24 protein-coding genes are annotated in these 20,713 nt (G+C 53.2%); 10 read left to right on the top strand and 14 right to left on the bottom strand.

The window, feature by feature from the left end; genetic code table 11:
* Positions 1-168 precede the first annotated feature (168 nt).
* Positions 169-765, top strand: a complete 597-nt coding sequence (locus ABKW30_RS25435; protein ID WP_348601738.1) for a glutathione S-transferase — start codon at positions 169-171, stop codon at positions 763-765.
* An 83-nt stretch (positions 766-848) separates the two neighbouring features.
* On the opposite strand, the gene ABKW30_RS25430 is transcribed toward ABKW30_RS25435, so the two are convergent.
* Positions 849-1,493: an outer membrane protein gene (locus tag ABKW30_RS25430; RefSeq protein WP_348601737.1), complete on the bottom strand. Its 645-nt coding sequence runs from the start codon at positions 1,491-1,493 to the stop codon at positions 849-851.
* Positions 1,494-1,967: 474 nt separating this feature from the next.
* Between ABKW30_RS25430 and ABKW30_RS25425 the strand changes: the two genes are divergently transcribed.
* The 5 genes from ABKW30_RS25425 to ABKW30_RS25405 all read left to right on the top strand — a co-directional run bounded on the left by ABKW30_RS25425 (position 1,968) and on the right by ABKW30_RS25405 (position 6,246).
* Positions 1,968-2,750 (top strand): SDR family oxidoreductase, encoded by a 783-nt coding sequence (locus tag ABKW30_RS25425; protein WP_348601736.1) that lies wholly within the window; start codon positions 1,968-1,970, stop codon positions 2,748-2,750.
* A 65-nt stretch (positions 2,751-2,815) separates the two neighbouring features.
* Complete coding sequence (uvrC, locus tag ABKW30_RS25420) at positions 2,816-4,822, top strand: excinuclease ABC subunit UvrC (RefSeq protein WP_348601749.1); 2,007 nt, start codon at positions 2,816-2,818, stop codon at positions 4,820-4,822.
* A 109-nt stretch (positions 4,823-4,931) separates the two neighbouring features.
* Positions 4,932-5,516 (top strand): CDP-diacylglycerol--glycerol-3-phosphate 3-phosphatidyltransferase, encoded by a 585-nt coding sequence (pgsA, locus tag ABKW30_RS25415; RefSeq protein ID WP_348601735.1) that lies wholly within the window; start codon positions 4,932-4,934, stop codon positions 5,514-5,516.
* Positions 5,517-5,519: 3 nt separating this feature from the next.
* On the top strand, positions 5,520-5,774 hold the full coding sequence (gene moaD, locus ABKW30_RS25410) for a molybdopterin converting factor subunit 1 (protein ID WP_348601734.1): 255 nt from the start codon (positions 5,520-5,522) through the stop codon (positions 5,772-5,774).
* Between the two features lies 1 nt (position 5,775).
* Positions 5,776-6,246: a molybdenum cofactor biosynthesis protein MoaE gene (locus ABKW30_RS25405; RefSeq protein WP_348601733.1), complete on the top strand. Its 471-nt coding sequence runs from the start codon at positions 5,776-5,778 to the stop codon at positions 6,244-6,246.
* A gap of 129 nt (positions 6,247-6,375) precedes the next feature.
* Here the strand turns inward: ABKW30_RS25405 and ndk are convergent, their stop codons facing one another.
* From ndk to ABKW30_RS25375, 6 genes are all read right to left on the bottom strand, one after another.
* Complete coding sequence (ndk, locus tag ABKW30_RS25400) at positions 6,376-6,798, bottom strand: nucleoside-diphosphate kinase (RefSeq protein WP_008128484.1); 423 nt, start codon at positions 6,796-6,798, stop codon at positions 6,376-6,378.
* Between the two features lie 136 nt (positions 6,799-6,934).
* Positions 6,935-7,879, bottom strand: a complete 945-nt coding sequence (locus ABKW30_RS25395) for a hypothetical protein (protein WP_348601732.1) — start codon at positions 7,877-7,879, stop codon at positions 6,935-6,937.
* Positions 7,880-7,885: 6 nt separating this feature from the next.
* Positions 7,886-8,572: a hypothetical protein gene (locus ABKW30_RS25390; RefSeq protein ID WP_348601731.1), complete on the bottom strand. Its 687-nt coding sequence runs from the start codon at positions 8,570-8,572 to the stop codon at positions 7,886-7,888.
* Between the two features lie 2 nt (positions 8,573-8,574).
* On the bottom strand, positions 8,575-9,594 hold the full coding sequence (locus ABKW30_RS25385; protein ID WP_348601730.1) for a DUF4123 domain-containing protein: 1,020 nt from the start codon (positions 9,592-9,594) through the stop codon (positions 8,575-8,577).
* Positions 9,595-9,599: 5 nt separating this feature from the next.
* Positions 9,600-9,965, bottom strand: a complete 366-nt coding sequence (locus ABKW30_RS25380) for a PAAR domain-containing protein (RefSeq protein WP_348601729.1) — start codon at positions 9,963-9,965, stop codon at positions 9,600-9,602.
* Between the two features lie 81 nt (positions 9,966-10,046).
* The gene (locus tag ABKW30_RS25375; RefSeq protein WP_348601728.1) at positions 10,047-10,736 is read right to left on the bottom strand and encodes a glutathione S-transferase family protein; all 690 of its coding nucleotides are present in this window, start codon (positions 10,734-10,736) and stop codon (positions 10,047-10,049) included.
* A 66-nt stretch (positions 10,737-10,802) separates the two neighbouring features.
* Here ABKW30_RS25375 and ABKW30_RS25370 point away from each other — a divergent pair, with 66 nt between their 5' ends.
* Together ABKW30_RS25370 and ABKW30_RS25365 are read left to right on the top strand one after the other, a co-directional pair.
* Positions 10,803-11,315, top strand: coding sequence for a DinB family protein (locus ABKW30_RS25370; RefSeq protein WP_348601727.1), 513 nt, complete (start codon positions 10,803-10,805; stop codon positions 11,313-11,315).
* Between the two features lie 188 nt (positions 11,316-11,503).
* Positions 11,504-13,405 (top strand): ABC-F family ATP-binding cassette domain-containing protein, encoded by a 1,902-nt coding sequence (locus ABKW30_RS25365; RefSeq protein WP_348601726.1) that lies wholly within the window; start codon positions 11,504-11,506, stop codon positions 13,403-13,405.
* An 18-nt stretch (positions 13,406-13,423) separates the two neighbouring features.
* On the opposite strand, the gene ABKW30_RS25360 is transcribed toward ABKW30_RS25365, so the two are convergent.
* The gene (locus tag ABKW30_RS25360) at positions 13,424-13,975 is read right to left on the bottom strand and encodes an alpha/beta hydrolase (RefSeq protein ID WP_348601725.1); all 552 of its coding nucleotides are present in this window, start codon (positions 13,973-13,975) and stop codon (positions 13,424-13,426) included.
* A gap of 115 nt (positions 13,976-14,090) precedes the next feature.
* Between ABKW30_RS25360 and ABKW30_RS25355 the strand changes: the two genes are divergently transcribed.
* Positions 14,091-14,552 (top strand): Lrp/AsnC family transcriptional regulator, encoded by a 462-nt coding sequence (locus tag ABKW30_RS25355; protein ID WP_348601724.1) that lies wholly within the window; start codon positions 14,091-14,093, stop codon positions 14,550-14,552.
* 110 nt (positions 14,553-14,662) lie between these two features.
* Here ABKW30_RS25355 and ABKW30_RS25350 read toward each other — a convergent pair whose 3' ends face one another.
* Positions 14,663-16,093 carry an MFS transporter gene (locus tag ABKW30_RS25350; protein ID WP_348601723.1) on the bottom strand — a complete coding sequence of 477 codons (1,431 nt, stop codon included), beginning with the start codon at positions 16,091-16,093 and terminating at the stop codon, positions 14,663-14,665.
* Between the two features lie 93 nt (positions 16,094-16,186).
* Here ABKW30_RS25350 and ABKW30_RS25345 point away from each other — a divergent pair, with 93 nt between their 5' ends.
* Entirely contained in the window at positions 16,187-16,846 is a 660-nt protein-coding gene (locus ABKW30_RS25345) for a metalloregulator ArsR/SmtB family transcription factor (protein WP_348601722.1), read from the top strand.
* Here the strand turns inward: ABKW30_RS25345 and ABKW30_RS25340 are convergent.
* Genes ABKW30_RS25340 through ABKW30_RS25320 form a run of 5 tightly spaced genes read right to left on the bottom strand, consistent with a single transcriptional unit; the run spans position 16,825 to position 20,559 of the window.
* Positions 16,825-17,373, bottom strand: a complete 549-nt coding sequence (locus ABKW30_RS25340) for a GNAT family N-acetyltransferase (RefSeq protein ID WP_348601721.1) — start codon at positions 17,371-17,373, stop codon at positions 16,825-16,827. The two genes, ABKW30_RS25345 and ABKW30_RS25340, sit on opposite strands and share 22 nt — an antisense overlap.
* Positions 17,373-17,966 (bottom strand): hypothetical protein, encoded by a 594-nt coding sequence (locus tag ABKW30_RS25335; protein ID WP_348601720.1) that lies wholly within the window; start codon positions 17,964-17,966, stop codon positions 17,373-17,375. Before ABKW30_RS25335 ends, ABKW30_RS25340 begins: the two co-directional genes overlap by 1 nt.
* 10 nt (positions 17,967-17,976) lie before the next feature.
* The gene (locus ABKW30_RS25330) at positions 17,977-18,426 is read right to left on the bottom strand and encodes a DNA polymerase III subunit chi (protein WP_348601719.1); all 450 of its coding nucleotides are present in this window, start codon (positions 18,424-18,426) and stop codon (positions 17,977-17,979) included.
* A 13-nt stretch (positions 18,427-18,439) separates the two neighbouring features.
* Complete coding sequence (locus ABKW30_RS25325) at positions 18,440-19,066, bottom strand: glutathione S-transferase family protein (RefSeq protein ID WP_348601718.1); 627 nt, start codon at positions 19,064-19,066, stop codon at positions 18,440-18,442.
* Positions 19,067-19,068: 2 nt separating this feature from the next.
* Entirely contained in the window at positions 19,069-20,559 is a 1,491-nt protein-coding gene (locus ABKW30_RS25320) for a leucyl aminopeptidase (RefSeq protein ID WP_348601717.1), read from the bottom strand.
* Positions 20,560-20,713: the final 154 nt, after the last annotated feature.

Below are 20,713 nucleotides of genomic sequence, written 5' to 3'. Positions count from 1 at the left end.
CCTTCCTCATGGTGAGCCCCGTCGAACCACGCACCAACAATATTGCAGCAAGCGTAGGTTAGTGAACATATCGAACAGCGAACAGAACAATCGTAATATCATCAACACTTCCCATAAACCCAGCTCAAGTTTACCGTTTCGCATCGAATCGCAATACCGGAGTTCACCGTGACCAAAATCCTTTATTCCCCCTCCTCACCATACAGCACGAAAGTGCGGATGGCGGCACTTTATGCAGGTATTCCGCTTGAAGCCGTTGTGGTGGACAGCAACGCCCAGCCGCCGGAACTGGTTAACGCCAATCCGCTCGGGAAAATTCCCACTCTCATTCTTGACGATGGCAGGGCGATTTTCGACAGCCGCGTCATTACGCAGTATCTCAACCGCGTTTCCGGTAACAAGCTCTTCCCGCGCAACGCTGAAAAGCGCCTTGAGGCCGAGCAGCTTGAATCCATTGCCGATGGTCTTTGCGATGTTCTGCTGGCGCACGTCTACGAACGCCGTTTTCACCCGGAAGAAAAAATCCACGAGCCTTGGCTGGATCGCCAGTGGGTCAAGGCAGTGCGCGTGCTTGATATCCTGAATGCGGCGCCTCCCCGTCTCGGCAAGAAAATACATGGCGGCCACATCGCACTTGCGGCGGCCCTCGCCTATGCGGGCATGCGGTTTGAGGGCAAATGGGAAAAGGGGCGCTCCAAACTCAAGCGCTGGCAGAAGCGGTTTGAAGAATTGCACCCGGAACTGGCTGCTCTGCTGCCGAAATGAGTTGCAGGTGTTTCCTGCCCCGCAGCTAAAACAAAAAAGCCGGACAGTTTCCTGTCCGGCTTTTTCTTGAGATCAGGCTCGATTTAGAACTTGTAGCCAACACCAACACGAATTTCGTTGGTTGTGATCTTGTTCGATACATCATCGAGACCGCCAAGATCGTAGTCCTTCTTGCCGAAATCGGTATAGCGGTATTCAGCACGACCAACGATGTTTTCAGTGATCTTGGCTTCCGCACCTACACCAGCTGTCCAGCCAACGTGGGTTTTGGAGTCGCTGCCGTCAGGACCGCTAAGCTTGTTGTCAGTGATTGCAACACCGCCCGTACCGTAGATCAGGACCGGATCAAGAGCCACACCGGCACGGGCACGTACTGAACCCTCTACGCCCTGCTTGGCCTTATATCCAAAGTTCCGTTCCTTGGCACCGGAATAACCGATATCACCTTCAACACCATAAACGAACTGACCGTTCTGAAGGTTGTAGCCGCCGTAAGCGCCACCCTTGAGGCCATCAGCATCAAGCTTGCCTTCAGATGTCTTGTTCTTGTTCCAGCCGTAGCCGCCATACGCACCGATATAGGCACCATCCCAGCCGCCAACTGGCTGTTCAAACGGTACAGCCTCAGGAGCTGGAGCCTGCTCTACGATGGCATCAGCAGCGAGAACCGGGGCGGAGAGCGTAAGCACGGCCGCCGAAGCGAGGATCATTGTTTTAAGAGTGCGCATCGCAATCTCCTTTTTAAACTCTATTTACACACAGCGGGCCTCTGGTCGGGGGGAAAACCAAAAATACGTCCGCTTGACGAGAATGACATTCGCTCCTCAATGTGGCGGGACTCGTGCCGGACTGTGAAAAGAAACTGGCCAGAAAATGGCCGAAATGCGATGTGCTTTTTGAGCAACAATTAGAATTAACGAATGAATTCAATCATTTATAAATAAGCCTACAAAATAGAAACCGATTACTATTTAAGTAAAATTCTATTCAAAGTCATACAATATTTCATTGCAATATAGTATACTTAACGTTTGCTTAATATTTACATTGGTCTTGAGGCTTCCCACGATTTTCTGTCACTATACGTGTTTCCTTCGCCCCATTTGCAAATTATGCGAAAGTTCGACTGGAACTGTTCATTGCTGACGTTAGCCCCTCGCGCTTTGCCGGGGTCATGCTTATATTTAGCATTGAATCACCCCATGAAGGAGAGAACTGTGACGCTTGATCGACCAATTGCCCTTGTAACTGGTGGTGCAAAGCGCATCGGCAAGGCAATTGTTGAAGATTTGGCGGCGCACGGCTTCCCCGTTGCAATCCATAGCAATCATTCACGCGCAGACGGCGAGTCTCTTCTCAAATTAATCGAGAGCAAAGGTGGCAAGGGCTGCGTTGTCGAAGCAGATCTGACGGACAGCGACTCGGTGAGACGGCTTGTTTCCCAAGTGCAGGACCAGCTTGGGCCTGTGCGGCTTCTGGTCAACAATGCGTCAGTGTTTCAGGATGACGGGATTGGTAATCTCGCCGACGATACTATCTGGGACAATCACTTTGCAGTTCACGTGAAGGCGCCGGTCCTTCTCGCAAATGCTGTCGCTTCGCTATTGCCGGACGGACAGGACGGGCTGATCGTCAATCTCATCGATCAACGCGTGTGGAAGCTGACACCCAAGTTTTTGTCTTATACTTTGTCGAAAAGCGCCCTTTGGACTGCTACCCAGACATTGGCGCAGGCTTTGGCACCACGCATTCGCGTCAATGCCATTGGACCGGGACCCACAATGCCAAGCGACCGGCAGAACCAGGAGGATTTCAACCGGCAGGTCAGCAGCCTTTTGCTTGAAAGCGGGCCGGACCTTGCGGAATTCGGCCGTACAATCCGCTATCTTTGGGAAACACGCTCCATAACGGGGCAAATGATAGCCCTTGATGGCGGACAGCATCTGGCATGGGAAACCGCCGATGCGACTGGAATTGCAGAATGAGCGAGCCGGCGAAACAATCCAACAACTCTGAACGTATCGATCCCGATTTCGATATGGCGGAAGACATGGACATTGAAGAAATGTCCAACGAACCCGTTCGGGATGTTGCAGCGCTTATAAGTGCGATCGAATGGGATTCAACAATTGTCAGCGATGGCAATAGCGGCGCCGATGTCATTGCCGAACTCGTCAAACGCCTGCCCAACAAACCGGGCGTGTATCGCATGTTCAACGAGGCTGGCGATGTGCTCTATGTCGGCAAAGCGCATAGCCTGAAAAAGCGCGTTTCCAACTATGCGCGTGGACAGGGGCACAATAACCGTATCGCCCGCATGATCCGTGAAACCATGAAAATGGAGTTCGTGGTTACACGCACCGAAACGGAAGCCTTGCTGCTGGAAGCAAATCTGATCAAGCGCTTGCGGCCACGTTTTAATGTATTGATGCGGGACGATAAATCGTTTCCCTACATATTGCTGACTGCCCCGAAACCGGGCGAAAAGCGCATTGCACCCGGTATTTTCAAGCATCGTGGCGCGCGGTCCAGCAAAGGCGATTATTTCGGTCCTTTCGCTTCTGCGGGTGCTGTCGGCAGAACCATCAATGCGTTGCAAAGGGCCTTTCTGCTGCGGACCTGTACGGATTCTTTCTATGAGAACCGCACCCGCCCCTGCCTGCTTTACCAGATCAAGCGCTGCTCCGGCCCCTGCACGGGCGAGATAGAGGAGCGGGATTACGAAGAGCTGGTCACGGAGACGAAGGCGTTTCTGTCAGGCAAAAGCCAAGCGGTTAAAACGCATCTTTCCAATGCGATGCGCGATGCCTCTGCTGATCTCGATTTCGAGCGTGCCGCCGTTTATCGCGACAGGCTTTCGGCATTATCCCATGTGCAGTCGCATTCGGGGATCAATCCGCAGGGCGTCGAGGAAGCGGACGTTTTTGCAATCTATCAGGATGGCGGTGTCACCTGCATTCAGGTGTTCTTTTTCCGGACCGGGCAAAACTGGGGCAACCGCGCTTATTATCCAAAGGCGGACTCCTCGCTATCGGGTGCCGAAGTGCTGGGAGCATTCCTGTCGCAGTTTTATGACGACAAGCCCTGCCCTTCGATGGTGCTTCTTTCTGAAACTGTCGAGGATCAGGAATTGCTGGGCGTTGCTCTGACGGCAAAATCCGAGCGCAAAGTGAATATTCTTGTTCCGCAGCGCGGCGAAAAGAAAGATCTGGTCGAACACGCATTAAGCAACGCACGCGAAGCGCTGGGGCGGCAACTGGCGGAAACCTCATCGCAATCGCGCCTGCTCAAAGGCGTTGCCGAAACATTCGGGCTGGAAAAGACCCCGCGCCGCATCGAGGTCTACGATAACTCGCATATCATGGGCACCAATGCCATTGGCGGTATGATTGTTGCGGGACCGGAAGGCTTTGTCAAAAACCAGTACCGCAAGTTCAATATCCGCTCGACAGACATTACGCCCGGCGACGATTTTGGCATGATGCGCGAAGTGATCGAACGGCGGTTCAGCCGTCTCGTCAAAGAGCATGGCACGCCGGAAAACAAGGACATGCCCGCGCAGGAAGCAGAAATCGATGAATTCGACGATGATTCCTATGCTTTTCCAGCATGGCCCGATGTTATCCTGATCGACGGTGGTCAGGGTCAAATGAGTGCCGTGCGCGGGATCCTCAGCGAAATGGGTCTTACCGATAAGGTCACAGCCATTGGCGTTGCCAAGGGTGTAGACCGCGATGCGGGACGCGAACGCTTCTTCATGGAAGGTAAGCCTGCCTTCACCCTGCCCCCGCGCGATCCGGTTCTGTATTTCCTTCAAAGGCTACGCGATGAAGCGCACCGATTCGCCATCGGCACGCATAGGGCAAAGCGCAAGAAGGAGATGGTGAAGAACCCGCTGGACGAAATCGCCGGTATCGGGCCATCACGAAAACGCGCGCTGTTGCATCAGTTTGGCACGGCAAAGGCCGTTTCCCGCGCTGCTGTCGAAGATTTGATGAAGGTCGACGGTATATCTGAAGCTATGGCCATTACAATTCGCGATCATTTCCGTACATAGAGACGGGGCTGGTTTCTTTCAGACATAATTGCGCCTGACTTCGCAAGGATGAGCTTGACGTAAGGTGCTTAAGTCCCTTTGATCGGTATTGATTTGAATGGTTGGAAATATGCCCAAGAACAACGCCTACTCACTACCGAATATCCTGACCTATGCCCGCATTATCGCCGTGCCGTTGGTTGTGCTGTGCTTCTTCCTCGAAGGAAGGCTGCAATCCACCGATGCTGCCCGCTGGGGTGCACTGGCTATTTTCATTATCGCGAGCATCACCGACTTCTTTGATGGCTATCTGGCGCGCATCTGGAAACAGACATCTACGATAGGCCGCATGCTCGATCCTATTGCCGATAAACTGCTTGTTTCCGCCTGCCTGCTGCTCCTTGCAGCCGACGGCACGATTGCGGGCTGGACGCTTTGGGCGGCGATTATCATTCTTTGCCGTGAAATTCTGGTCTCCGGCCTGCGCGAATATCTGGCAGAGCTGAAAGTCAGTGTGCCTGTCAGTCGATTGGCGAAGTGGAAAACCACAATCCAGATGGTTGCGGTAGCGTTTCTTCTGGCAGGTCCCGCTGGCGACAAGATCGTGCCAATCATCACGATTCTTGGTATCGTGCTTTTGTGGAGCGCAGCCCTGATAACCCTTTACACTGGCTGGGATTATTTCCGTGCCGGTTTGAAACATGTGGTGGACTGATCGATGACAAAACTCGTCTATTTTGCATGGGTGCGTGAGCGGATTGGCAAAGGCGAGGAAATCATCGAACTTGACCCGGCGATTGTCACGGTGAGCGATCTTTTGGCTCATCTGAAGACGCGCGGCGAAGAATATGAAGCAGCGCTTGAATATGAGAATGTGATCCGCGTTGCCATAAATCAGGAACACGTGGAGCATAGCGCCTTGATCAAGGGCGCAACCGAGATCGCGCTCTTTCCGCCGATGACCGGGGGATGAAATGGGCGCTGTGGAACCACGGATCGTAGTTCAACACGAAGATTTCGATATCTCGGCAGAGATGGAGCGCACTACCGCAAACAGCCGCAACATTGGCGCTGTAGTCACATTCAGCGGCCTGTGCCGCGATGAAGCTGGGACACTGGCTGCGCTGGAAATCGAACATTATCCCGGTATGGCTGAAGCCGAGATCGCCCGTGTTGCAACGGACGTATTAAGCCGCTGGACACTTACCGGCCTGACGATCATCCATCGGTTTGGCCTCGTTAAGCCCGGCGAAAACATTGTTCTAGTTCTGGCGGCATCGGTGCACCGCGAAGCGGCATTCAATGCAGCATCTTTCCTGATGGACTACTTGAAGAACACGGCGCCCTTCTGGAAAAAAGAGCACCTGATAACCGGCGAGGAACGCGGCTGGGTGGAAACAAAAACGAAAGATCAGGAAGCGTTCAAACGCTGGCACAGCCTGTGAACCGGCTTGCAGTTGGATCGCTGATCATCGGGTTTGTTGCCGTACTGGTGCTGATCATTCTGTCAGTTATGGCCTAAGGCCAATAAAAAAGCCGGGCAAACCCGGCTTTTTTATTCATCAGCGCTAAAATCAGCCGACGATTTCTGTACCGGAGAACCAGTAAGCGATTTCTTCCGCAGCTGTTTCAGGAGCATCGGAGCCGTGAACGGAGTTTTCACCGATCGAAAGAGCAAAAGTCTTGCGGATCGTGCCTTCGTCAGCATTGGCTGGGTTGGTAGCGCCCATCACTTCGCGGTTGCGCAGGATGGCGTTTTCGCCTTCGAGAACCTGAACGATGGTCGGTGCGGAAGACATGAATTCGACCAGTTCGCCAAAGAAAGGACGTTCCTTGTGCACTGCGTAGAAGCCTTCTGCTTCGCGGCGGCTCATCCAGACGCGCTTGGAAGCGATAACGCGAAGACCGGCTTCCTCAAGCTTGGCTGTAATGGCGCCAGTGAGGTTGCGGCGGGTCGCGTCGGGCTTGATCATCGAGAAAGTGCGTTCAATTGCCATGGAAATGAAACCTTGTCATTTTGGGGAGATTGGATGGCGGGTCTATAGCGGCAGGAGACGCGTTTGCCAAGAGACCTTGTGCCGTTCGCTGGCGCTGGCATCAAACAAGCAGCGTTAGGGCGCTTTGCAGTTCGGGTTAGACAAGAGGCTCTGTAGCCGGACAGACAAAGCGTTGCCAGACCTTCCCGTCATAGCGGGCCAAATCATCTACGCCAAATGACCAAAGAACGCCATCTACAGCCTGCAGACGATTGGCACTTCGTAACGGCGGTGTCAGTCCGGTTTCAACCAAAGTGATTTTTTCGCCGTCATAAGTATAAATTTTCGCCGCAGTACAGACCCAAACAACGCCATCAAACAAGGCAACAGACAAGAACTTTGCATTGTCATCAACACCTGAAACGTTCACAAAACCCTGCTCTGCGCTGCCATGCAGCAACGTGCCGTTTCTGCCGCAAATCCAGACGGTTCCATCTTTATCTGCCGTTACGCTTCGAAGCTGCTCCTTGGCCGGATTTATTATCGGCGTCCATACTGTGTCCTCGCGCCGGGCAAAAATGCGCCCGTTGGCCTCAACGGCATAAAATATTCCATCCGATGAAATCGCCAGATCAACGATATCGAATTTATCGTCTTCCGGATCGAGCAGCTCCTGATCAAAATGCTCCCAGGTTCCCGCCTTCACTCTTCTATAAACCTGGCCCTTGTAACCCACAGCGTAGAGATATTCGCCTATCTGGGCTATTCTGCTCAGGTATCCGTAGTTTTCAGATGTTTCTTTCCAGAGACCGGCCTCTGCAATGTCTTCAACCGTGCCCTCTTCATTCTGAAACCAGACGATGCCCTCCTCTGAAAGACAAACAAATACGGCACGAGGCATGTCAGGTGTTTTGAAGGTGGTTACATCCACAAAAACGTGCTCAGAATTTTCCAATCCCCACACGTTTCCGGCAGTTGCTGGTTCATCGAACACAACTACTTTTGTCGGGGGCTCGAAAGGATCGACACGGCCCACAAATCCAACGAGCATCGCAAGATCATGGTATTTCGCATAGCCGGAACGAAATCGAAAATATTCCATCTTTTCCTACCTCATGCCGCCCTTGGTACCACCAAATAACTTATCTAGAAGATCGCCGGATGGGAGCGGAGATTTTTTCGTTCTAACTGGAGCGTCATCGCCCATCTCCTCAAAAGCCTTGTCAACCTGAGATTTCAAGCCGTCCATTTTGCCTTTGCAATCTTTTTTGACTTGTTCGATGGCCTTAAGAGCAATGTCCTTGACCTGGCCGAGTGTTCCATCAGGCCCTAAATCCTTGATTGCCGAGTCCATTGCTTTGTGAACAGCCTTGTGTTCGTCGGCATCCAGGCAAATGCTTGGCCCGTCATTAAGCGACGGGGCATTTGGCAGTCGTAGCGTCGAATCGAGCCTCTTACCGGCTCGGAGTACGTAATCTGCGATGATGTGGTGTTTGTCTTCACCGTCGCCAGAGCACTTCAAATCTTTATACTTGTCAAACCGACATCCACTGTCCGGCGGTGGACAGGTAGAACAAACACCAACTGCATTTCCCGGTACGGCATTTGCTTCTGCGCCCGATTTGGCAGCATCCATATCAGAGGCTGCACTCTGTCCATTGCCAGTTATTGCATTGCCGAGGGACTTTACACTGTCTTCGCGTTCTTTTTTGCCCGGGAGCGTTTCATGCCCAACAATCCCTACACCTAGGCCTATCAGGATGTATTCAATCGCTGGAGGAATGAGGACGACCATCTTCAGAGCTCTCGCAGCTTGTTGATGAGGCCATTCATAAGATCACTTACCCGTATATTGGCGTCAGGCTCCGGATAAGATGAATACATGTATTCGCGTACTCCGGGATATCCTTCTAACAGGCCTTGAGTAACTAACTGCATGTAGCACCACTTTCGGTGTGCCGATTCGAGAGAAACTCCATAATTTAAAGAAGATCGCAGCCAAACATTGACGTCAGCTTGAATTTCAGCGTCCGTTTTCTCTGCAACGTGTTGCTTCCCATATTCCCTCAGATACTTCGACGTTCGGGCAGAAAGCCAATCAAAGCGTACTGCTTCAATATTCTTGATTCCCTCGATTGAAAACACCAATGGCCCAGCAGCAGTTGCCAATATTCCTTCTGGACGGTCAGCGCGCTTCAGCCCACCGCCCCAATCGTCGTGGGGTGTGAACAGGATCGATCTCGCTGGACCCAACAGGCGGGCAAATTGCACCTCATCCAATGCCGGTAAAACCTGCGCCATGACATTGGCATCCGAATGCCGGAATGTGACACGCTCGGCTGGTCCGCCCCCCTCAGCGAGGATCAATATTTCGTTGATCGTGCGCAAGTGAGTGTAGAGAGCATCTTCCGTCAATGAAGAGTCACCAATCCAGAACACGGCTGCGCGCGAATCCGTAACTATCTGCCATAAAGCTTCGATCTGAACGACCGGCTCGGCAGGCCGTGCAACGATTTCATCCTTGAGTTTGATGGAGTCGTCACCGAGCACTTCGTAAAGATCATCGTCAGTCGGGTGATGATGGCCCAGATTGACAAGCCATGGTCCTCCGACAATGAGATTGCGATCACCGCCACGGTAGAGTGAACGATGCGCAATACCTGCTACACTGAGCTGCGTCGGCAAATCATTGAACAAGGCGCCTTCCAGAACAGCATAAACGCGACTGTCACGCGCAATGTGTGTGGAAATGCTTTCCATCAAACGTTTGCGAGCTTCAGGGTTTACACTGCCCGTTTCAATATTGTCTGCCGCCAAGCTGCCTACCCCCGCATCGAAGGGGCCGAAGCTCCCGACATGCTGGCCTGACAAGAAGTGGGTTTGCCACCCTTGTCGCCGATATACACATTGGACGAACCGGTCTGTGCCGCGCCGCCACAATCAATTGCATCGCCTATGCGTCCTGCAGGCTTGCCATTGATGAAAACTGTTGCCGAACCTTCCGCCAGAGCTCTTCCGTGGGGTCCGGCGTGGCCGACCTCGCAAGCATGCGGAACATAACTGTCGCCGACCCGCATCAAAGGTTTTCCATTTACATAGACATCAGGACTGCCGCTATTTGCTGCCGAAGGCGGAAAATGGCAGGCATGGCCCGATCCGATATCGTCCCGTCGATGAGCTGGAGGCATGGAAAGTCCTTTGAAAACTTGATGCCGTCGATTTTTGCCATTATTCCCGGACAAGATCAACCTGTGCTGATCCACTACAGACTAGGCAGCCTGAACCCTGCGAGCAATTCCATCGTGCAGGTCGAGACAGCGTTCAAACCAGTCTGCAACCGGGTCTCCATCATCAAAAAGCTTATATGGCGTGAGCACCCGCACCCATTGGAATGTGCCGAAGATGATGTAATCGCCAAAGAGCGGCATTTCGCCTCCAATGAAGGGCTGTGAGAGTAACATTTTACGGATCGGGGCGAGACTCTTGGTGAACGCTTCGCGTTTGCCATCGCGGTCAGCGGCAACATCCTCCAGCTTGCGTCCGAAAATCTGTTCGCGACTTTCGCGGAAATAGGCCTGATTTGGCGCGTCGAGCACATCGTGGACCGGCATCAACACGACATGATTGAGGAACGGATGCAAAATCATCTGCGAGTAACCCTCAACAAAGCGGGCCATGGCGCACCCGCCCTCGCCTTTGAACAATGATGGCTGGTCCGGATAATGATCTTCAAGATAAAGCGCGATCTCGAATGAGTCCGACACAATCTTCTCACCATCCCGCACCACTGGAACCTTGGCGGAATAGCCATTTTCCAGTTTCGGGATATCGATAAAGGAGATCGCATTCCTGTCGAATGGCAGCCCCTTATGCGCCAGCGACATCACCGTCTTCCAGCAATGAGGGCTGAACGGCCGGTTCTTGTCTGTGCCGACAAGCTCGTGCAGAACAATTCCCATGGCAAAATACCTCGCGCAATATAATATGTCAGCATTACTGACTCTTGTAATGGAGAAGTCAACGGGATGAAACAGCACTTTCAAATGCTGGCAGCGTATAATCGCTGGGTGAATGAGCGGCTTTATATGGCAGTTTCTGAGCTTGACGATGAAGAATACCGCCGCGAAACGGGTGCATTTTTCGGCTCGCTGCATCGGACATTAAACCATCTGCTGGTGACTGACCGCATCTGGATGTTTCGCTTCAGTGGCGAAGGCAATGCGCCGAAAGCGCTCGATGCCATACTCTTCGAGAAATTCGAAGATTTGAAAGCTGCGCGGGAAAAAGAAGATGCCCGTATTTTGGAATGGGTGCGTGGGCTGGACAGCGCGGCCGTCGCATCGCGTTTTACCTATACAACCGTCAGTGACATGCGCACAATCAGCCAGCGACTGGCACCAGCCCTGGCGCATCTGTTTAATCACCAAACCCATCACCGCGGTCAGGCTCATGGTATTTTGACAGGCTTCGGCAAAACCTTGCCTTCGTTTGATCTCGCCCAATTTCAAAGGACAGAAGAGGGCCGGCCATATTCCTAGGGTACAGGTGCAATTTGCTTGTGCGTGGTTCGACGGGGCTCACCATGAGGAAGCTGGTTTGATTGCACAAGTACTGGCTCTCTGCAATCAACCCACCTTCCTCATGGTGAGCCCCGTCGAACCACGCACATCAGATATGCAATACGAATACCTTGCGGAAACGCCATTTCCCGTGCAAAAGCGCGGCCATGCTTATTCTCGACGATATATCCGTGCGTATGGCCGGCCGTTTGCTGATCGATCACGCCAGTCTCAACCTGCCAGCAGGCACGAAAGCCGGGCTTGTCGGCCGCAATGGCGCGGGCAAATCCACGCTGTTCAAAGTTATCACCGGCGAGCTTCATGCTGAAACAGGTGATTTCTTCCTGCCGAAGAATATCCGTATCGGTCAGGTTGCGCAGGAAGCGCCGGGAACCGAAGACTCGCTGATCGAGATCGTGCTTGCCGCAGACAAGGAGCGTACGGAGCTGCTGGCCGAGGCGGAAACGGCGACAGACCCGCATCGCATCGCCGATATTCATATCCGTCTTGCCGATATTGACGCGCATTCAGCCGAAGCGCGTGCCGGAGCGATTCTTTCCGGACTTGGTTTCGATGCCGAAGCGCAGAAGCGGCCCGCCTCATCCTTTTCGGGCGGTTGGCGCATGCGCGTGGCTTTGGCAGCCGTGCTTTTTGCTGAACCTGATTTGCTCCTGCTCGACGAACCGACGAACTATCTCGATCTGGAAGGCACGCTCTGGCTGGAAGATTATGTCCGGCGATACCCGCATACGGTCATCCTCATCAGCCATGATCGCGACCTGCTGAATTCTGCCGTCAATTCCATCATCCATCTGGATCAGACCAAGCTGACGCTTTGGCAGGGTAATTACGATCAGTTCGAGCGCCTTCGTTCAGAAGCGCTGGAACTGCAGCAGAAGGCGCGCACCAAGCAGGAAGCGCATCGCAAGCATATGGAAGCCTTCGTTGAGCGTTTCCGTGCCAAGGCTTCCAAGGCGAAGCAGGCCCAGTCACGCCTGAAAGCACTGCAGAAACTGAAGCCGATTTCAGCTCACATTGAAGACCATGTGATGCCATTTCATTTTCCGGAACCGGAAAAGGTCGTGGCCTCCCCCATCATCGCGATTGAAAGCGGTGAAGTGGGATATACGCCGGGCAAACCAATCCTCAGGCATTTGAACCTGCGTATCGATGCGGATGATCGCATTGCGCTGCTCGGGTCGAACGGCAATGGTAAGTCGACACTTGCCAAGCTGATCAGCGGGCGCCTGCCCTTGCAAAAAGGCAAGATAACGGTGGCTTCCAATCTGAAGATTTCATTCTTCGCCCAGCATCAACTTGATGACCTTGTGCCGGAAGACAATGCGATCGAGCATGTCCGCAAACTAATGCCGGATGCGCCGGAGGCAAAAGTTCGCGCCCGCGTTTCACGCATGGGTCTTGCAACTGTAAAAATGAATACGGCTGCGAAAGACCTCTCCGGTGGGGAAAAAGCCCGGCTTTTGATGGGCCTTGCGACTTTTGAGGGTCCAAACCTGCTCATCCTCGATGAGCCGACCAACCACCTTGATATCGATAGCCGTGAAGCACTGATGCATGCGCTTAATGAGTTTGACGGCGCCGTTATACTGATTGCCCATGACCGGCATTTGATCGAAGCGACAATGGACCGGCTTTGGCTTGTGCGCGATGGTGCGGTTGCGCCTTACGACGGTGATCTTGACGCCTATCGCTCACTGGTTCTGGCTGATGCCAAGGCGGAGCGCTCAGGCAACAAGATTGTGGTCGAGGAAGGCCAGAAGTTGAGCAAGGCCGAGCAGCGCAAGCTGGCCGCGCAGAAGCGTGAAGCATTGAAGCCATTGCAGAAAAAGATTCAGGAAGCCGAGGCTCAGGTTCAGCGTTTTCAGAAGAAGATCGATTCGCTGCAAATACAGTTGGCAGATCCGATCATCTATTCGCGCGAGCCGGCAAAGGCCACGCAGATCGGCAAGGAGATTGGCTATGCCAAGTCCTCTCTGGCGCGTGCCGAAGAAGAATGGCTGACCCTTTCAGGCGAATATGAAGAGGCGATGGCTGATCTGGCGCAATAACGTCAGATCAGATTTCCTTCAATGATGGGCGATCCCTGCTCTGAATGCAGTCAGCAATGCCCAACCTTGCGGCCAAGCTCCAAGATTGCTGGCGCTATTGATATGACCGACCGACCCGACATTGATCAATGGTGCATGCCATTGCTGACTGCGCATATTGGCGTATTCCATGCTGCCAAACGGATCATTGTCGCTTGCAAGGATCAATGCGGGGAAAGGCAGCGGAGCAATTGGCGGATTGGTAAAACCTGCCAATGAGGCATCTTCGGCCTGATAGGCGGCTGACTGCGGATCGGGTACTGCAACCAGAAACGCCCCGGCAACGGTGTGATTTGTTCTTGCCGCCCAGTATGAAACCAGCAGACATGAAAGACTATGCGCCACAAGTACCGGTGGTCGGGCAGTCGCCTCGACAGCGCGATCAAGCGCTCTGATCCAGTCATCAAGTTCCACCTGATCCCAGGAGTTCGGTGCAAATCGGCTAATCCCCTCGTTCTTTTCCTGCCAAAGCGTCTGCCAGTGTGTTGGGCCTGATCCACCACTACCCGGGAGCATAATTATATCGTCCATTCATAACTCCTGAATTCAATAATGAAGTTGAATATTCTGGCGTGCGAAGGACGTGATTGACATGATGATCCATCGGAGAAAGCATGCCTAAACCGATAAACTAAAGGTTTTAATCTTGAAACAGCTGGACCCGACCGACTTGGCAATTATCGAGATCATGCAGGAGGACGGGCGGATATCTGTTTCCGAGCTGGGGCGCCGCATTGGCTTATCGCAGCCAGCTACATCCGAACGCCTACAACGGCTGGAAGAGCGCGGTATCATAACGGGCTATTGTGCAAAGGTGGACGCAGCAAAACTCGGGCTCGGCATGATGGCGATTATTCGTTTGCGCACAACACATGAGAATATTGCGCCTTGCCTCAAGGCATTTGCCGCGATGCCGCATATCATTGAGATATTAAGGCTCACCGGCGAAGACTGCTTCCTTTTGAAGGCACTTGTGCCTACACCGGGAGAGCTTGAAACCATCGTCGATTCCATTGCGCGTTATGGCGCTGTGACGACTTCGCTTGTGCTGCGCAGCGGACCCGTAAAACCCATCGGCCGGGATATTCTCAAGCGGCTTCCTGATTAGCTTCGTACACAGCGTTCAAATTGGTCCAAGAGAGGGGGCTTGCAGGTCGGAATCGCCCCCTCTCCCGGATTTTCCTCAGGTTCAGTATAGGCTGAACCCTTGGAAGCCTTTCAAAGCTTGGGAAGATCTATGGCAAGCATTGTCTTTTTACGCAGCGGCAAAGCGTAGCCTGCAATCAACGCACCCAATCCGATGATCGTCGATACCGCGAAAATCATGATCGAGGCTTCCTGCAATGCATCCGGCGTTGTTGCCGAAGGGTAGCCGACCGCATTGGCGGCGAGACCCGATACGGCAGCGCCGATGGCGTAACCAGCAGACTGGAGGGTTGGCAACAAGGCTGAGGCGCGGTCACGCTCGCCACTTTTGGCAGCTTCCATGACTGTCTGGCTGAGAAAACCCCAGCTTATGCCGAAACCTGTTCCGATCAATATCTGACCAAGCATAACAACCAGCGGTTTATCGAGTGAGAAACCAAAAACGATGATTGCGAGACCGCTGACAAGCAGTGTTGGTCCGAGGCGGATCATCCATGCACGGCGGCGCGGGTCCTGAATATTGGCGACGAGAATGGCAAACAGGCTCCATGCGATGGCAAAAGTTGCGCTGAAAGCACCCGCCTTGGTTGGGCCGTAGCCCCAAAGGTTCTGCAAAGTCATCACCAGATAGACCGAAGTAGCCGCCTGTGCGACCGGCATCAACAAGACAATCCAGAGGCCGATACCTACTGTAGAATTGAACGCGAAAGCATCGGACGGAAAGAGCGGTTTGTCGCTTCGGCGGTCTATGGCTACGACAGAGGTCAGGACTATAGCTGCACCGGCGACGAAAAGTACTTCCATTGGTACGGTCTGCATGATGCTGGCAAGCGCAACGAGCATGATTCCCGCGCCAATCGCGGATAGCCGCAGGAACGGCACGCTCAAGCGCTGCACTTCACCGGAAAAACGCGGAACAATGCGAAACGTCAATGCAATGAATATCAAGCCCAATGGAACATTGACGAGGAATGCAGCGCGCCACGAAAGATGCTCTGTCAGCATTCCCGAAACTAGCGGACCGCCAAACGCTGCAACTGCCCAAACGACGGCCTCCGCGCCAAAAACCTTGGCAACAAGCCGGGATGGAAAAAGCTCAGGGATCAGCGCGTAACAGGTGGCGGCTATAATACCCTCGCCCACCCCTTGCAGTGCACGGCCAACCAGAACTTCGGTCATGGAAGACGCGAAGGCCGCAATCAATGTACCTGCGAGGAAAACCAACGCTGAGCCAACAAGCGCTGTTCGCGAGCCAAAACGCGCTTTCAACAACGCTCCACTGGCGCCGCCAACAATGGAAAACACCAGATAGAGAGTAAAGGCCCATGAAATAAGTTCGATACCGCCGATTTCCCCCACGGCAGTGGGAAGCGAAGTCGAGACGAGAAACCCGTTAAACGCAAAGAGAGCGACACCAAGGCATAACGTTGTTGTGGCTGCGGAATAGTTGGCAGTCAGGAGTTCGGACCAGCGCGCATCGCCGGTTTGAGCAGGATCACTCATGGCATTTCCTCAATTAAACAAGTTTTTTGTTTTTATATTCCTCTGAATAAAACAAGCAATAGCTTTTTTAATTTTTATCCCTATATTGCCAGCATGCAGGATCGCACCACAAATCGCATGCTTTATTCGTTGAAAGTGTCCGGCGCCCAAACGGCAACGGCCTTGGCGGAGCGTCTGGATATTACTGCTGTTGCGGTTCGTCAGATGCTTGGGCGGTTACATGAATCCGGACTTGTCGATTATGAGGACAGCCGCGAAAGCGTAGGCAGACCGAAACGGTTCTGGCATTTGACGGATACTGGCAACGCGCAGTTTCCGGACAATCACGCCGGTCTGACAAGAGATCTCATTGCCTCGATATCAGCGGTTTTCGGCGAAGCCGGGTTGGACCAGCTTATTTCACACCGTGAGCAGGCAACACTCAACCAATACCAGCTGGCACTGGAGCCAATTGAGAGTCTCGAAGCCAAAGTGGAACAGCTTGCAGCCATTCGTTCGGCGGAAGGATATATGGCCGCGAGCACCCGGGATACCAACGGAAATCTTGTTCTCGTGGAGAACCATTGTCCAATATGCGTTGCCGCAAAAGCGTGCCAGAAGCTATGCCGGTCGGAGCTTGAAGTCTTTCAGGCTGCGCTTGGACCGGATGTCGAAGTCAAGCGCTTTGAGCACATCCTCAAGGGCGCACGGCGTTGTGCCTATACGATCACAGCAAGACCTGAGCGAAACGATCAGCTTGCGATGAAGCTATAGACAATCGGGCTCATAAAGCTGTCACCTACCCGCCAATAATCGCGCAACGGCCCACCTTCAAACTCGAAACCGAGCCGTGTTGCCAGTCGGATTGATGGTGCGTTGTCTGGATGGATAATCGCTGCGATACGCCTTGTTTTTAGCTGCTGGACACAGTGTGTCATGACTTTCTGGACAGCCTCGGTCATCAGGCCGCGGCCATGATATTCTGCCTGAAGAATGTAACCTATCTCCAGTTTGCGGCTATACGCCTCGCGATGGTGGTAATTGACCATTCCAATGCATTCATCAGTTTTTATGTCAGCCACGGCCCAGGCTATCGCATCTTCCGGTTGCGCCACTTTCGCAAGAGCGCGAACCCAGCCCCGCGTTTCCTGAATATTCCTGCAAGGCGCAAAATCCCAGTATTGTACCAATTCGCGATCGCCGAGACAGGCATGAAGGCCTTTGTCATCTTTCGCCTCGAACCGCCGCAAGCGTAGCCTTTGCGTGACCATGCCAGGAAATATCGCAGTCTGACCGGTCATCACCTGCCCCATTTAGGTGGCGGCGGGGCAGCGGGAGCTATTGCCTTGCGACGGCGGCGCAGAAACAACAACCCTGCGATGCCAATGACGATCAAACCGATGCCTGCGGGCATGATCCGGCGATCAACCATCTTGGCGTTCTTGCGCAGTACAACGTCCACATGCGCAACTTCGAGCCCGTCAAAATCTCCGGGCCCGACTGTGAAGACATAGTCGCCATCTTCGGCGGGATCGATATCCCCGATATCATCGCGATAAATCTGCTGACCCTGCGGCGAGCCTCTGTTCGTGGCCTTTGAGCCGGTGTAATTCAACGTCTCAACCAGAACGTCCTTGCCATTATGGGTAACAACGGCGGTAAGCGCGGTCCGGCTTGTCGTCGGGATAAAATTACGGATTGTCTGCATATCGACAAATGCACGGATCGGAGCATCCTCTGCCTTCAAACTTACCGTAACCGGTTTGTAAGGACCTGGACGGTCATAAACGCGCCAGGTTCCAATTTCCTCGCCGGAAAAATTCAATGCAAACCAAGGCGCACCAATTCCAAAAACAACGCCAACAACCAAGAGAAAAAGGAATATAAAACGCATCAACGCCCCCTCAAGCCTTCTTCTCCCAGCGCCCCTCAGCATTCTGCTGCCAATAAGTCAGTGCATGGCCTTGGTCTTTCAACAGTTTCCACTGTGCCCGGGCTTGCTCAAGCTGCTGCTGGTCATGGCCGTCAAACATGAGAATGAGCCGCTCATAGTTTTCAGCATCACTTGGAATGGCGCCATCGACCAGAAACCGGACCGTTGCCGCATTCGGATTGCCATCGCTGGTTGTCAGGATAACAGGCTGCTCTTCAGGATTTGCTTCCTGATCCGTGCCGTGGGCTAGAAAAGATGAATCCGACCAGGTCCACAAATGATTGTCGAGGCTGTCACGCCGTTCTTCCGACCCGGTCTGGATCACAACTTTCCACTTCCGGTCCAGAGAACGCTCGACAAGCCCCGGCAATGCATTTTCCAGCGTCGATTCAGTCAGATGATAGAAGAGGATTTCGGTCATTTCGTCCCGTGTATCAGTATTTCATGCAGTTCGGCCGTGTCTTGACCATATCGTCAGACACACGCATCGAATCCCACCATTCCCGTAAGCGTGGCTTCTCGTCAATCAGCGCGGTGCCGGGGTCCACTGTATCCGCTGCCGCAAGGACGCTCAGCATGTAAAATGTAGCCAAGGTTGGAGTTGCAAAACCAGCCGCCGGCGAATTTTCAATGATCCCCTCGATAACACCCAGCACTTGCCGAGATTGAGCAATCGCCTCGTCAGTCGGTGCAAGCCCATCACGCCAATAGATCGGAACATAAAGCCCCCAGACCAATGGCCGGTAGGCATACGCATCGACAATTCGCATGAGCTGCCGCATCAGCGCCGCATCGCTTGCAGATGACGGTATCAATTTCGGATGGTCAATCAAGGCGTCGATATAGTGAACGATGGCATCTGTCTCATAGAGACGGAAACCATCGATTTCTATCGCGGGAATTTTCTTGAAAGGATGCCGCTGATTGTAATCAAACGGCAGGCTGCCTCCTTCGAAAGGGTCCGCCTCTACCATTGCGAACCTGGCCCCCTTTGCAAGAAGGACAAGCCTGACGATGCGCACATACACGCTATCAGGCGTTCCATAGAGCTTGATGTTCATGCTCAGCTTTCGAAGTTATCCCGGACCAGTCGATCTAGAAGCCGCACACCGAAGCCCGAAGCCCAAGACTGGCTGTACTCATTGGTGGGAGCACCGATCGCCGTTGCCGCAATGTCGAGATGCGCCCAAGGCGTATTGCCGACAAACCGCTGCAAAAACTGCGCAGCAATGATTGCACCGCCATACCGACCGCCGATATTCTTCATGTCAGCATTTTTGGTGTCCAGAAGCTTGTCATATTCCGGCCCGAGCGGCATGCGCCACAGCTTTTCGCCCGTAGTCTTGCCCGCTTCCAGAAGCTGGTCAGCCAGTGCGTCGTCATTGGAGAAAAGACCCGCGTGGTGCAGGCCAAGCGCAATCATGATCGCGCCGGTCAACGTCGCAAGATTTATCACGAACTTCGGATTGAAACGGTCATTGCAGTAATACAGCGCATCTGCGAGGACGAGACGCCCCTCGGCATCAGTGTTAAGCACCTCAATGGTCTGGCCCGACATGGACGTTACGATGTCGCCCGGGCGCTGTGCCTCACCATTGATCATGTTTTCCACGATACCAATGACACCAACGACATTTACCTTGGCCTTGCGGGTGGCCAGCGCGTGTATGAGACCGGTAACCGCAGCAGCACCGCCCATATCCCCCTTCATTTCCTCCATGCCGCCAGCTGTCTTGATTGAAAGACCGCCGCTATCGAAGGTAACGCCCTTACCGACAAATGCGATGGGCTGATCTTTGCTCTTGCCGCCATTCCATTGCATGACCGCCAGACGTGCCGGGCGGGATGATCCTTGCGCAACACCGAGCAGTGAGCCCATGCCGAGCTTTTTCAGATCTTTTTCGGAAAGAATTTCGACCTTCACATCGAGCTTTTTCAGTTCTTCGACGTGTTCAGCAAATTCGATGGGCCCGAGCATATTGGCGGGCTCATTGACCAGATCGCGCGCCAGAATCACACCTTCCGCTACAGCCTCTACCTGAGCAAAGGCTTTTTTGGCCGCCTGCGGATCAGCCACATGGATCGTTATGCGTGCGGAATGATAATCCTTTTCGCCATCCTTGTTCTTTTTCGTTTTGTATTTGTTGAAGCTGTAGGAGCGTAACAGCATGCCAAGCGCAAACTCAGCCACCTTTTCGGCTGTGATTTCCGTATCGGGAAGAGCCAGAACCACCGATATGTTTTTCACACCGGCGATCTTCGACAGAGCAGCGCCGCCTATTTTCAGCCAATCATCGGCCTTAAGTTTGTCTGGATCACCCGCTCCTATCAGCACCAGCCGATCGAGTTGAGTATCTGCGGGAGCGATTGTGGAAATGCCTGAAGCCAGTTTTCCCTTGAAATCCGAGACATTGATGATACGCGACAGCACAGCAGCACCAATAATGGATTCGGCCTCTGCAGCGACTTTGCCTTCAGCATTGACCAGCAGAATGGCGGTGTTGCCTTCGATTGGCGCGTGCTTTGCAAAACTGATGGATGGGCGTTTGGACATGATATCTCCGGATTGAACAAAACGTGATTTTCTTATTTATCAAACGTGATGAAATAAGGGACTCAACGAAGGATGTGGACTAACACCTTGTTAACCAGCTTTCTTCGCCTATTTTTAGCCAAGCCTGACTAGATTGAAACTAAAGTCGGTATAT

It is taken from the genome of Phyllobacterium sp. SB3, from assembly GCF_040009165.1.
Classification (GTDB): domain Bacteria; phylum Pseudomonadota; class Alphaproteobacteria; order Rhizobiales; family Rhizobiaceae; genus Phyllobacterium.
Note: the sequence above shows the minus strand (reverse complement) of the source record. Positions and strands in the feature narration are given on the sequence as shown.